Raw genomic sequence first — 12623 nt, 5'->3', positions numbered from 1 at the left:
CTTATTTTTTAGACTCATAATCGTACAAGTAAGTTGGATAATCGCCATTAAAGTACGACATATCTAAGCCTGAATATGGTGCATCAGCATTTAATCCAATCGCATCGATCAAACCTTCTTCACTCAAGAAACGTAAGGAATCAGAACCAAAGATCTGATTCATTTCATCAATACTCTTATGAGCAGCTATCAATTCACTTTTTTCTTGAATGTCGATGCCGTAAAAGCATGGATGCATGAATCTTGGTGAAGCAATCCGGAGGTGAACTTCAGTTGCTCCAGCTTCTTTCAGCAGTTGAACGATATAAGCACAAGTTGTTCCACGAACAATCGAATCATCAACCAAGATGACGCGCTTGCCAGCCACAACCCCTTTAACGGCAGCTAATTTTTGTCGAACACTCTTTTCACGCAACTCTTTAGTTGGTTGAATGAATTCACGACCCATGTATTGGTTTTTGATCAAACCCATTTCATATGGCAATCCACTAGCTTCAGCATATCCACTAGCAGCAGAAAGCGATGAATTTGGTACTCCGACGACAATATCTCCAGGTGCCGGAAATTCATTAGCTAAATTGGCTCCCATACGTTTTCTAGCCGAATGAACATTGATTCCCAAAATATTGGAATCTGGACGGGCAAAATAAATAAATTCCATTGAACAGATCGCTAATTGTGTCTTTGTGGTCCAATGATCAATTTGCATCCCTGAATCAGAAATTGTAATCAACTCTCCAGGTTGAACGTCACGGACAAAAGTTGCTCCAACGGCATCCAAGGCACAAGTCTCACTAGCTACTACATAAGCACCATTCTCTAGTTTTCCAATTGAAATAGGACGGAATCCATGTGAATCTAACGCAACGTACATTGCCTCTTTAGTTAACAGCAAGTATGCAAAGCCACCTTGAATCTTGTTAAGTGCTTCGACCATTCGATCATGAAAAGTTTCTTTTTTAGACTGCATGATCAAGTGCAAGAGTACTTCTGAATCAGAACTAGATTTGAAAATATGACCACTTTTCTCTAATTCTTTTTTCAAAGTAATGGCGTTAGTCAAATTACCATTGTGAGCTAAAGCAATTTGATTATCAGTAAAATCAAATAGTAAAGGTTGAACATTTTCAATTTTATTTTCACCAGCAGTGGAATAACGAACGTGTCCAATGGCAGAATCACCGACTAGATCATTCAAATATTCTGGCTTAGAAAATACTTGTGTCAACAATCCTAAATTACGGTAAGCACGCAATTTTTTTCTATCATTAGCGACGATTCCAGCACCCTCTTGGCCACGATGTTGCAAACTATGAAGTCCTAAATAAGTTAAATAATTAGCGTTATCAGCACCCCAAACACCAAAAATACCGCATTCTTCATTTAAACTTTTTACTTCATCAAACACGTTATCGCCTCTTTCCAATTTTTAGATGCCTTGTTTGCATCGATTACAACTGAATCATCTTTAGTTGTTACTTTAAATTTAGGATCAGCAATTACTTGACCTAACAAGGTTAGATCTGAGCTCATTGCTTCAAATTTATCCTTATCTTTTGCTTTAACAGTCACGATAAAGCGAGATTGTGTTTCTGAAAATAGCTGTGCAGATGATAAATCGGTTTGAATCTCAAAACCTAATTGATTTTCAAAGCTAGCTTCTGATAAAGCTACTGCCAATCCACCTTCACTAAGATCGTGAGCGCTCGTAATCAGACCTTGTTGGATAGCCTTTAAAACAAGTTCTTGATGATTTTTTTCCTGATCTAAATCTAAATTACGTAAATCACCTTTGATTTGTTTTTCTTGTAACATTTGAATTTCTGATCCATTAAAATCATCGTTAGTTTCACCAATTAAGTAAATTAAGTCGCCACTTTCTTTGAATGCAATGGTCGTTACATGATCATAATTTTCAATCAAGCCAACCATCCCGACCATTGGACTTGGATAAATGGCCTCATCGTTGTATTCATTGTAGAGTGACACATTACCAGAAATTACTGGCGTATCTAATTTCTCACAAGCAGAAGCAATTCCTTCAACTGACTTATCTAGTTCAAAGAACACTTCGGGATTCTCGGGATTACCGTAATTCAAGCAATCTGTTAAACCAATTGGCAAACCACCACTTGCAACAATATTTCGAGCTGCTTCCATTACCGCAATTTGACCACCGACAAATGGATTTAAATAAACGAATTTTGAATTGCTATCGTTTGTCATTGCGATGGCTTTTTTAGTGCCACGAATCCGAACTACACCTGCATCACTACCAGGACAAACTAAAGTATTTGCTCGCACTTGAGAATCATATGTTTGGTAAAAATGTTTTTTGCTAGCGATGTTAGGTTGTTTTAACATATCTAGCCAAGTGTCACTTAGTGAATTGATCACGGGGACAAAATGATAATCTTTATCCGCTTTAATTCTAGCTGGTTCAACTTCTGGTCGATCGTATTCAGGAACCATCTCAGTCAAACTATCGACAGGAATATCAGTCACTAATTTATTTTGATGATAAATTTTATATTGCTTATCTTCAGTCACATGTCCAATAACAACTGCATCGAGTTCAAAATGTTTGAAAAAGTTCAATACTTCAGCTTCAAATTCAGGTTTGATACAAAGAACCATTCTCTCTTGTGATTCTGAAAGCATCATTTCATAAGCCGACATTTCAGTTTCACGCTGTGGTACGTTGTCGAGGTTCAAAACTAAACCACTACCGGCTTTAGAAGCCATTTCAGCAGTTGAAGAAACTAATCCTGCAGCACCCATGTCTTGAATTCCTAAAACCCAATCAGGATGTTGATCAATTATTTCAACACAAGCATCCATCAACAATTTTTCAATAAAAGGATTACCGACTTGTACCGCTGAACGTTGTTTATTTTTAGTATCAGTAAATTCATCTGAGGCAAAAGTTGCACCATGAATTCCATCACGACCAGTTTTGGCACCAACGTAGACGATCAAATTACCATTACCACTAGCTGTCCCATGTTTAAAGTCAGTTTTATTCAATAAGCCGACACACATTGCATTAACTAAAGGATTATTTTCATAACAATCTTCAAAAGATACTTCACCACCAACTGTTGGCAAACCGATACAATTTCCATAACCACCGATACCGGCAACGACTTCATCAACTAAATGTTTTGTCTTACCGTTATCCAAAGGTCCAAATTTTAAACTGTTCAGTAAAGCAATCGGTTGAGCGCCCATTGAGAAGATATCTCTAATAATTCCTCCGACACCAGTTGCTGCACCTTGATAAGGTTCCACCGCTGAAGGATGGTTGTGACTTTCAGCCTTGAAAACAACTGCTTGACCATCACCAATATCGAGAATACCAGCATCTTCACCTGGGCCAGCCAAAACTCGAGAACTCTTATTAGGCATCTTTCTTAGAACCTTTTTTGAATTCTTATACGAACAATGTTCACTCCACATTACTGAATAAAGACCCGTCTCAGTATAATTAGGTAGTCTTTTTAGAATCTTTTCACTGATCAAATCGTATTCTGATTCGCTTAATCCCCATTGTTGATACAATTTTGAATCTTTAATTTGTTTTGCAGTAGGTTCAGTCATTAATTATTCACCCTTACTTGATAATTGATTATTGATTGAAATAACTTCAAACCATCATCAGAACCGAGAACATCTTCAATTGCTCGCTCTGGATGAGGCATCATCCCTAGAACATTTTTTTGCTTGTTAGTTACACCAGCAATCCTATCAACACTACCATTGACGTTTTCCGTATATTTGAAAGCAATTTGATTATTTTCTTTTAATTCATTTAAAGTTTTGTCGTCACAGAAATAACGACCTTCACCGTGAGCAATTGGAATTCTCATTTGTTCACCCAATTGATATTGATTTGTAAAAGGTGTTTCAACATTTTCTACTTCTAAAGTCACGGTCTCGCAAATGAAACGACCTTTTTCATTACGAATCAATGCCCCTGGTAAGAGATGTAATTCCGTTAAAATTTGGAATCCGTTACAGATTCCTAAAACTATTTTGCCTTCATTAGCAAAACGAATAATTTCTGAAATAATTGGTGCGTGAACGGCAATTGCACCACTTCTTAAATAATCACCATAAGAAAAGCCACCTGGAATCAATACCCCATCAAAGCCGACTAAACTAGTTTGACGATAATCAACTAATTCAACGTCCTGCTTGATACCATCTTTAATAGCATAAAAAAGATCCATATCACAATTAGAACCAGGAAAATTAACTACGGCAAACTTCATTTATTTTTCCTCCAAAATTTCGTAACGATAAGTTTCTATATTAGGATTAGTCAACAATTCATCACAAATTGCATCGACATCTTTTTCCAAATTTTCGTAATCTTGAAAATGTAATTCAAAATACTTACCCATAGAAACTTTTTCAACTTGGTCATACCCCATTGAATGAACGGCTGACTTAATAGCTTCTCCTTGGGAATCCAAAACTGATGGTTTGAGGGTCACATATACTTTTACTAATTTCATTATTCTCTCCTAGTGGTTTGTTAGTCGTTCTAAGACTTCTTGATATGTTTTAACTAAATCACCTTCGTGCTTACGAAAAACATCTTTATCCATCGAATGATGGCTTCTCTTGTCCCATAAGCGGCAGTTATCTGGTGAGAATTCATCTACTAAAACAATTTCACCAGCGACTTTTCCAAATTCTAGTTTGAAATCAACTAAATCAAAATCACTTTCAGCAAAGAAAGAAATCAATAGTTGATTGATTTTCAATGCTTGTTCTTTGATGTAATTAATTTCCTCTTTATCAGCAATTGCTAAAGCATGTACTTGCGAGTCATTGATAAAGGGATCATCTAATGCGTCACTCTTGTAATAAAATTCAACAATTGGTTCACGCAATTTCATACCATTTTCAACGTGAAATTTTTTAACTAAGCTACCAGAAGCAATATTTCTAACAACTACTTCCAAAGGGAAAACTTCACTTTTTTTAACTAGTTGTTCGTGATCTGACAAAGTTTTGATCAAATGAGTTTTAATCCCTTGCTTAATCAAGTAATCAAAAACTAAAACTGAGATTTGGCAATTCAAAACTCCCTTACCAGGTAGAATTTCTTTTTTCTTGCCATTGAAAGCAGTGGCTTGATCCTTATAAACCATCAACACTTCGTCTGCTTTGTCAGTTTCGTAAACATTTTTTGCTTTACCTTCGTACAATAATTTAGCCATCTTTACACATCCCAAATTTTATTTTGATCAATACTTTGTTTCGTTTTTTCTAGGTCATCGGTCAAGATCGTGATATGACCCATCTTACGATTATGTTTAATTTCATCTTTTCCATAATCATGGAAATGCCATTCTGGATGTTGATTTAATTCTTTTTTGGCATTTTCCAAATGTTGTCCTAATAAATTAACCATCACACTTGGTTTGAGTAATTCGATTTTTGGCATGGCTAAATTACAAACGCCACGAATATGTGCATCGAATTGCGAGATGTTGCAAGCTTCAATCGTCAAATGACCTGAATTATGTGGTCTTGGAGCTATTTCATTAACATAAACTTGGTCATCAGTCGAAATAAAGAATTCAATACACATCGTTCCAACCAACTCTAAATTACGTGCTAATTGTTCACCCACTTGATAAATATGGGCTTGCGATTTTGAACTAATCATTGCTGGACAACTACTGAGATGCAAAATATTGTCACGATGGACATTTTCAATTACTGGAAAAATTGAAGTCTGACCATCACTGTTAGCCGCAACAACAACTGAAACTTCCTTTTGAAGATCGATTTTCTTTTCAACGATACAAGTTCCGCTCATCAATAAACGTTCAATATCAGCAAAGCAAGCTTTTTTTGGATCATTGACTAGAATTTGCCCTTTACCATCGTAGCCGCCTCGAATCGTCTTAACGATTACTGGAGCACCCAAATTTTCAACTGCTCGATGGTATTCAAAAATATTTTCAATTTCAGCATGTGGTACGACCGCAAAGCCTGATTTTTCAATAAAGTTTTTTTCGGAAATTCGATTTTGTGTAATACTTAACGCCTTCGTTCCTTGAGGAACTTGGGTATATTTTTTAACTTCATCAATTGTTTCCGCATCAACATTTTCAAATTCGTAAGTCAACACATCACAACGTTTAGCTAATTCAATCAATTTTTCTAAATCATCATAGTTGCTAACGATTTGGTCATCTGAAACTTGAGCCGCTGGACAATTTGGCGTTGGATCTAAAATGATGACTTTGTAGCCCATTTCTTTTGCTGAAAAGGCCATCATTTGACCAAGTTGACCACCACCGATAATCCCAATCGTTGCTCCTGGTAAAATTGTTTTACTCAAGATCTTTCCCACTTTCTAACGAACTATCATGCATTGCTTGGACATATTTATTCAACGAAGCAGTGTATTCCTCATTACTCAATCCACAAATTTTAGTAGCTAGAATTGCCGCATTTTTTGCACCCGCTTCGCCAATCGAAACGGTTGCAACTGGTACACCAGCCGGCATTTGAACAATTGATAGTAAAGAATCCATCCCTTTTAAATACTTAGACGGTACTGGAACACCAATCACTGGCAGACTAGTTGAAGAGGCGAGCATTCCCGGCAAATGTGCCGCTCCTCCTGCACCAGCGATAATTACTTTGAAACCATCAGATTTGGCGTTTTTAGCAAAATCTAACATTTCTTGTGGCGTCCGGTGTGCCGAAATCACCTTAGCCGTGTAAGTGACTTGAAGTTCTTTCAAAAGATCAATAGTACTTTGCATAACTTTCAAGTCAGAGATTGAGCCCATAACTACTGCTACATCACTCATTGGTTTTCCACCTTTCTATCCTTGGTACCCAAATTCTATCAAGTAATTAAAATTCTTTCAACAAAAACACGTATTTAATTTAAAATATTTAGCTTATTATTCGTATTTATCGCTTACATTTAGATTGTTTTAGTATTTATTATTATTTATTTGTTTTATTAACGAACTATTGATTTTTTGGACAAAAAAATAAGCAGCATACATATAAAAATATGTATACTGCCTAAAATTTTTTAATCTATTTCTTTTTTTGTGATGCTTTCATAGTACTCATTAATTGGTTAAGTTTCTTTTGTGAAGGCTTTTGTCCCATTTGAGCCATCATTTGCTTAATCATATCCGCACTGATTGGTGGATTGTCTTGGAAATATTTCTTCATATACCATCTGGCAATAAAGAATCCGCCGACGAGGCCAATTAATAAGGCTAGAATACCAACGATAATTGTTGTTCCCATTTATGTTTCACCCTTTCCATACATCTACTAATATTACAAAAAAAAGTTACTAATTGAAAGTACTAATCGTCACGTAATCCCTTTTTTCTTTGAATCTCACGAACTTTTTCTGGGGTAACTTCATTTCCTTGTTTGTCAAAGACTCTCAACATCTCAATTTGTGATCTAAAACTTGCTCGGAAATTCTTCAAATATTCTTTCCGCAACTGGGCTTGCTGATCCTCTTCTTCTTTAGTAATAGTACCAGCTTTAGCCTTGTGTGCCAACTCGTTGATTTTTTTGAGCAATTCTTTTTGTTCGTCCATAATTACATTTCCCTCTCATTATATCGAACACTTGTTTGAACTTGCATTCATATTTTGATACAATCTAATTAAGATATTAACAATGAGGTGTTCTAATGTCAAAAGCTGAAAGTTCTAAACAGTCACAAATTCTGAGATGTATTCATGATTATTTAGATGATCATGGTTACCCACCCACAGTTAGGGAGATTTGCGATTTAGTTGACTTATCTTCCACTTCAACTGTTCATGGCCATTTATCTCGATTAGAGAAAAAGGGTTATATCAAACGTGACCCTACTAAACCTAGAGCTATTGAATTAACTCAGGAAGGTTTGGCATCAATCGGTATTAAACCGGAAGAGATTCCAATATTAGGTGCCGTTGCTGCTGGTCAACCCATTACAGCGGAAAGAAACCCTGACGGTTATTTTCCGCTACCACCTGACCTAAATCGTGAATCAGGCGAATTATTCATGTTAGAGATTCACGGTGAAAGTATGATCAACTGTGGTATTTATGATGGTGATCACGTAATCGTTCATGAGCAAAATTTTGCCAATAACGGTGAAATTGTGATTGCTATGACTGAAGACATTGAAGCAACATGTAAGAGATTCTATCAAGAAAATGGACATTACCGCCTACAACCGGAAAATGATACGATGGATCCAATTATTCTCGACAATGTTGAAATTATCGGAAAAGTTGTTGGTCTCTATCGTTCCCAAATTTTTTAATAAATCTAGCCACTTATTCGAGTGGCTTTTTCTTTTGGAGGAAATATGACAGAATTTTTTCTGATCCGTCACGGACAGACTCAAGCCAATGTTTTAAAAATGAAGCAAGGCAATATTAATACAGAAATCACCTATTTAACTAAGAAAGGCCAACAACAAGCTCAAAATTTAGCTAAGCATTTTGATATCAGCTTTGCTGATCGAATCATTTGCAGTCCCTTACAAAGAGCCCAACAGACGGCAAAAATCCTTAATCAAAAATATCAATTACCCATCACCTTGGATAACCGACTGAGAGAAATTTCTTATGGTGAATGGGACGGTCAAAAGAATGCCGACTTAAGAAAGAAGTATCCTGATGCCTATAACGAATACTGGAATGACGCTTTACCAAGTTATAACCAATATGCCCATCAAGGAGAGTCATTTACAGATGTTATTGACCGTGTAAGAGATTTTTTAGAGGAATCTATTAAAGAAGTACCCGGGCGAAAAATTAATTTGTGTGACCCACGGATTCACCGTTAAAGCAGCAGCTTTAGCTGTCGTTCAACCTAAAAACATGATGAGTATTCCCGAACCAAGAAACACTAGTATCACTAAAGTGATTGGTCTCTCAAAAGAAGAATGGTACCTAGAATTTTACAATCAATTATTAAACTAAGTTAATAAAAAAACTCTAGCCAAAATTGGCTAGAGTTTTTTGCTAGACGTATTTTAGATGTCGCGACGACGTTCCTTAATACGAGCAGCCTTACCTTTACGATCACGTAGGTAGTAAAGCTTGCTACGACGTACACGACCATATCTGATAACTTCGATCTTTTCAACACGTGGTGTATTTAATGGGAATGTTCTCTCAACACCAACACCATTACTCATCTTACGTACAGTATATGTAGCACTAATACCTGCACCATGTCTCTTAATTACGACACCTTCGAATAATTGGATACGTTCACGACTACCTTCGACAACCTTAGCATGTACACGAATTGTGTCACCACTACGGAAATCAGGAATATCAGAACGTAGTTGTTCTTTAGTAATATCTTGAATAAGTTTATTCATAAATAATTTCTCCCTGTTCGACACTCTTATATATCTCTGACATACAGCGGAATATCGTTAATATGTGTCCAAACACTCTTAATATGATACTTTATTTGGACTTAATTGTAAACTATATATTTTGACGAATTTCACGTATTAGCTTCTTTTCTTCATCGGTCAACTCAGCTTGTTCCAACAAATCTGGTCGACGTTCTAAAGTCTTTTTAAGAGCTTGTGTCAGACGCCAAAGACGGATTTTTTCATGATCCCCACTCGTTAGTACTTCGGGAACCTTTTTACCACGAAAATCAGCTGGTTTAGTATATTGTGGATACTCTAATAAACCATTAGAGAAAGATTCTTCTTCAGCTGAAAAAGAATTTCCTAAGACTCCAGGAACAAATCGCAACGTAGCATCGATCATGCTCATCGTTGGTAACTCGCCACCAGTCAAAATGTAATCACCAATTGAAACTTCATCAGTCACCAAATCTTTGACTCGTTCATCAAAACCTTCGTAATGACCACAAATAAAAACTAATTGATCTTCTTTAGCAAAATCGCGAGCCATTTTAGTATCGAAAGTCTTACCAGCTGGATCTAGCAAAACCACTCTTTTTTTACCTGGCTTTTTTGTTTCAACGTAATCCATCGCATCATAAATCGGCTGGGCTTGTAACAACATCCCTGCTCCACCACCATAAGTAGTATCGTCAACGTGATGTTGCTTATTGGTCGTAAAATCTCGAAAGTCTACTACATCGATATTTACTAATCCCTTTTCTTGAGCCTTGCCTATTAAAGATTCATTTAACGCCTGAAACATTCTTGGAAAAATGCTTAAAATTGTAATATCCATTAATCTATCAATCCATCCGGTATTTCGACTTCGATAATTTCTTTTTCGAGGTCGACATTCTTAACTACATCATCAATATAAGGAAGCAAAACTTCCTTATACTTGTTTCCTTTTACGACCCAAACATCATTGGGACCTAGCTCCATGATTTCAGTAACTTTACCAATCTCACCTAATTTTTGATCAATCACGGTCAAACCAATAATCTGCTTATAAAGAAATTCACCATCGTTGAGCGGTGTTGATATTTCCTCATCCGCAAATATTTCCGATTTGACGTACTTCTCAACGTCATTGATATTGTCGTAACCTTTCAATTTCAATAAAAAGAAATTCTTATGTGGTCGTGCTGATTCAACGACAAATTCAATTTTTGAACTAGCTTGCTTAATATAAAGTTTAGCACCCGCTTTAAAACGATCTGCTGGAAAATCTGTAATTGGAACGACTTTTAATTCACCTTTAATACCATGCGTATTGACGATAGTACCAACTCGATATAATTTTTCGGCCATTTTCCCTCCGTGATAAATAAAATAGGACCCTGACAAAACAATGTTTTATCTGGTCCCACCAAAATTACTATTTTGAATATTTGCTTTCATGGAACTTTTGCATAATACCATGTTGTTTCAACAAGTGACGAACAGTATCTGAAGGTTGAGCACCTTTATTCAACCATTCAACGATCTTGTCATCGTCTAATTTGATTTCTTCTGGTTGTGAAATTGGGTTGTAGTAACCAACTTGTTCGATAAAGCGGCCATCACGTGGTGCACGTGAGTCTGCAACAACTAATCTATAAAATGGTCTTAACTTACTACCCATACGTTTCATTCTGATTTTAACTGACATATGTTTGTTTCCTCCTAAATACTTAACTTTGTTAGTATACACAAAAAAAACAGCAGTGTAAAGTTTTTTTCTTTACACTGCTAATTTTTTTATGATTTAAAACGTTTGATCTTCTTTAAACGCTTCTTCTTACGTTTTTTACTCTTTCGAACCATCGAATGCATGGCCATCTTACCAAGACGACCTTGCATACCATTACCCATTAGCTGATCCATACCAGCCATGTTACCTTTACTCATCTTGTTCATCATATCGCGTGATTGCTTGAACTGTTTGATCATCCGATTAACATTTTGCACACTTTGACCTGAACCTTTAGCGATTCTACGTCTTCTAGATGGATTCAACAAGTCCGGATCTTCACGCTCTTGAGGTGTCATTGAGTAAACGATTGCCTTTAAATGGGCAATATCCTTCTCACCAATATTGATATTAGCTAATTGAGGATTATTTGCCATTCCAGGGATCATCTTCATCAACTCGTCAAGTGGTCCCATTTTTTGGATTTGATCCATTTGATCGATAAAATCATTAAAGTCAAAACTATTTTCACGAATCTTTTCAGCAACTTGCTTAGCTTGCTTTTCATCGTAATCGGTTTGGGCTTTTTCGATCAGAGTCAACATGTCACCCATGCCGAGAATACGGTTAGCCATACGATCAGGATGGAAAACATCTAATTGATCTAATTTTTCACCTTGTCCGATGAATTTGATTGGTTTACCGGTCACGGAACGAATTGAAAGCGCAGCACCACCACGAGTATCACCATCCAACTTAGTCAAAACGACACCGGTGATATCTAATTGTTCATCAAAACCATGGGCAACTTTAGCAGCTACTTGACCAGTCATCGAATCGGCAACAAACAAAATTTCGTTTGGATGTGCTAGGTCTTTAATTTTTTGAAGTTCTTCCATCAATTGCTCATCAATTTCAAGACGACCAGCCGTATCAATAATGACATAATCATTCTTGTTTTCGGCCGCAACTGCTAGACCATTTTTAACAATCTCGACCGGATCATGATCAGTACCTTCATCATAAACTGGAATATCTAGTTGCTGACCAATCGTCTTTAATTGTTCGATTGCAGCTGGACGATAAACGTCTCCGGCAATAAACAAAGGACGAGCTTTATCATTTTTCTTCAAACGGTTGGCTAACTTACCAGCAGTCGTAGTCTTACCAGCACCTTGAAGACCAACCATCATGATGATCGTCGGTATATGTGGAGCTTTGTTCAATGGAACAGCTTCTTGTCCCATCAACTTCGTTAACTCTTCATCAACAATTTTGATAACTTGTTGTGATGGAGTCAAACTTTCCATTACCTCGGCGCCTAGAGCACGTTCTCTTACTGTTTTAACGAAACTTTTAACAACATCAAAGTTAACGTCCGCTTCCAGCAAGGCCATACGTACTTCACGCATAACTTTACGAATATCTTCGTCAGAAAGTTTTCCTTTTCCCTTTAAAGAAGAGAAAACTTTTTGCAAGCGTTCGCTTAATCCTTCAAAAGCCATATTTAAC

Annotated in this window: 15 protein-coding genes and 1 pseudogene; 2 read left to right on the top strand and 14 right to left on the bottom strand. The window is 36.5% G+C overall.

From position 1 onward, the window contains the following. Position 1 precedes the first annotated feature (1 nt). The 9 genes from purF to U8521_RS03645 all read right to left on the bottom strand — a co-directional run bounded on the left by purF (position 2) and on the right by U8521_RS03645 (position 7604). Positions 2–1408 (bottom strand): amidophosphoribosyltransferase, encoded by a 1407-nt coding sequence (purF, locus tag U8521_RS03685; RefSeq protein ID WP_334351880.1) that lies wholly within the window; start codon positions 1406–1408, stop codon positions 2–4. Then, positions 1393–3600: a phosphoribosylformylglycinamidine synthase subunit PurL gene (purL, locus tag U8521_RS03680; RefSeq protein WP_334351878.1), complete on the bottom strand. Its 2208-nt coding sequence runs from the start codon at positions 3598–3600 to the stop codon at positions 1393–1395. Before purL ends, purF begins: the two co-directional genes overlap by 16 nt. Continuing rightward, positions 3600–4274: a phosphoribosylformylglycinamidine synthase subunit PurQ gene (purQ, locus tag U8521_RS03675; RefSeq protein ID WP_334351877.1), complete on the bottom strand. Its 675-nt coding sequence runs from the start codon at positions 4272–4274 to the stop codon at positions 3600–3602. The genes purL and purQ overlap by 1 nt, the downstream gene beginning before the upstream one ends. Next, on the bottom strand, positions 4275–4520 hold the full coding sequence (gene purS, locus U8521_RS03670; RefSeq protein WP_135371796.1) for a phosphoribosylformylglycinamidine synthase subunit PurS: 246 nt from the start codon (positions 4518–4520) through the stop codon (positions 4275–4277). 9 nt (positions 4521–4529) lie between these two features. Beyond that, the gene (purC, locus tag U8521_RS03665) at positions 4530–5231 is read right to left on the bottom strand and encodes a phosphoribosylaminoimidazolesuccinocarboxamide synthase (protein ID WP_334351876.1); all 702 of its coding nucleotides are present in this window, start codon (positions 5229–5231) and stop codon (positions 4530–4532) included. Between the two features lie 2 nt (positions 5232–5233). After that, positions 5234–6364, bottom strand: a complete 1131-nt coding sequence (gene purK, locus U8521_RS03660; RefSeq protein WP_334351875.1) for a 5-(carboxyamino)imidazole ribonucleotide synthase — start codon at positions 6362–6364, stop codon at positions 5234–5236. Next, positions 6357–6842, bottom strand: a complete 486-nt coding sequence (gene purE, locus U8521_RS03655) for a 5-(carboxyamino)imidazole ribonucleotide mutase (protein ID WP_334351874.1) — start codon at positions 6840–6842, stop codon at positions 6357–6359. The genes purK and purE overlap by 8 nt, the downstream gene beginning before the upstream one ends. A gap of 238 nt (positions 6843–7080) precedes the next feature. Further along, positions 7081–7299 carry a YneF family protein gene (locus U8521_RS03650; RefSeq protein ID WP_056951281.1) on the bottom strand — a complete coding sequence of 73 codons (219 nt, stop codon included), beginning with the start codon at positions 7297–7299 and terminating at the stop codon, positions 7081–7083. 62 nt (positions 7300–7361) lie between these two features. Continuing rightward, the gene (locus U8521_RS03645; RefSeq protein ID WP_334332954.1) at positions 7362–7604 is read right to left on the bottom strand and encodes a DUF896 domain-containing protein; all 243 of its coding nucleotides are present in this window, start codon (positions 7602–7604) and stop codon (positions 7362–7364) included. 95 nt (positions 7605–7699) lie between these two features. On the opposite strand from U8521_RS03645, the gene lexA reads away from it, so the two are divergent. Then, complete coding sequence (gene lexA, locus U8521_RS03640) at positions 7700–8323, top strand: transcriptional repressor LexA (protein ID WP_334332955.1); 624 nt, start codon at positions 7700–7702, stop codon at positions 8321–8323. Positions 8324–8368: 45 nt separating this feature from the next. Further along, a pseudogene (locus U8521_RS03635) lies at positions 8369–8987 on the top strand (histidine phosphatase family protein). A gap of 53 nt (positions 8988–9040) precedes the next feature. Here the strand turns inward: U8521_RS03635 and rplS are convergent. The 5 genes from rplS to ffh all read right to left on the bottom strand — a co-directional run bounded on the left by rplS (position 9041) and on the right by ffh (position 12616). Next, a complete protein-coding gene (gene rplS / locus U8521_RS03630; protein WP_135371810.1) occupies positions 9041–9394 on the bottom strand; it encodes a 50S ribosomal protein L19 in 354 nt (117 codons plus the stop codon). Between the two features lie 112 nt (positions 9395–9506). Continuing rightward, the gene (gene trmD, locus U8521_RS03625; protein ID WP_334332957.1) at positions 9507–10235 is read right to left on the bottom strand and encodes a tRNA (guanosine(37)-N1)-methyltransferase TrmD; all 729 of its coding nucleotides are present in this window, start codon (positions 10233–10235) and stop codon (positions 9507–9509) included. After that, positions 10235–10750, bottom strand: coding sequence for a ribosome maturation factor RimM (rimM, locus tag U8521_RS03620; protein WP_334332958.1), 516 nt, complete (start codon positions 10748–10750; stop codon positions 10235–10237). Before rimM ends, trmD begins: the two co-directional genes overlap by 1 nt. A 67-nt stretch (positions 10751–10817) precedes the next feature. Further along, complete coding sequence (gene rpsP / locus U8521_RS03615) at positions 10818–11090, bottom strand: 30S ribosomal protein S16 (RefSeq protein ID WP_334332959.1); 273 nt, start codon at positions 11088–11090, stop codon at positions 10818–10820. Between the two features lie 89 nt (positions 11091–11179). Further along, on the bottom strand, positions 11180–12616 hold the full coding sequence (ffh, locus tag U8521_RS03610) for a signal recognition particle protein (protein WP_334332960.1): 1437 nt from the start codon (positions 12614–12616) through the stop codon (positions 11180–11182). Positions 12617–12623 lie beyond the last annotated feature (7 nt).

The organism is Companilactobacillus miaonis, from assembly GCF_036913615.1.
Lineage (GTDB): Bacteria > Bacillota > Bacilli > Lactobacillales > Lactobacillaceae > Companilactobacillus.
Note: the sequence above shows the minus strand (reverse complement) of the source record. Positions and strands in the feature narration are given on the sequence as shown.

Bases quoted from the DNA above. Each gene is read 5' to 3' on its own strand.
- purL (WP_334351878.1), bottom strand. From the start codon at position 3,600: ATGACTGAACCTACTGCAAAACAAATTAAAGATTCAAAATTGTATCAA.
- purQ (WP_334351877.1), bottom strand. From the start codon at position 4,274: ATGAAGTTTGCCGTAGTTAATTTTCCTGGTTCTAATTGTGATATGGAT.
- purS (WP_135371796.1), bottom strand. From the start codon at position 4,520: ATGAAATTAGTAAAAGTATATGTGACCCTCAAACCATCAGTTTTGGAT.
- purC (WP_334351876.1), bottom strand. From the start codon at position 5,231: ATGGCTAAATTATTGTACGAAGGTAAAGCAAAAAATGTTTACGAAACT.
- purE (WP_334351874.1), bottom strand. From the start codon at position 6,842: ATGAGTGATGTAGCAGTAGTTATGGGCTCAATCTCTGACTTGAAAGTT.
- U8521_RS03650 (WP_056951281.1), bottom strand. From the start codon at position 7,299: ATGGGAACAACAATTATCGTTGGTATTCTAGCCTTATTAATTGGCCTC.
- U8521_RS03645 (WP_334332954.1), bottom strand. From the start codon at position 7,604: ATGGACGAACAAAAAGAATTGCTCAAAAAAATCAACGAGTTGGCACAC.
- lexA (WP_334332955.1), top strand. From the start codon at position 7,700: ATGTCAAAAGCTGAAAGTTCTAAACAGTCACAAATTCTGAGATGTATT.
- rplS (WP_135371810.1), bottom strand. From the start codon at position 9,394: ATGAATAAACTTATTCAAGATATTACTAAAGAACAACTACGTTCTGAT.
- trmD (WP_334332957.1), bottom strand. From the start codon at position 10,235: ATGGATATTACAATTTTAAGCATTTTTCCAAGAATGTTTCAGGCGTTA.
- rimM (WP_334332958.1), bottom strand. From the start codon at position 10,750: ATGGCCGAAAAATTATATCGAGTTGGTACTATCGTCAATACGCATGGT.
- rpsP (WP_334332959.1), bottom strand. From the start codon at position 11,090: ATGTCAGTTAAAATCAGAATGAAACGTATGGGTAGTAAGTTAAGACCA.
- ffh (WP_334332960.1), bottom strand. From the start codon at position 12,616: ATGGCTTTTGAAGGATTAAGCGAACGCTTGCAAAAAGTTTTCTCTTCT.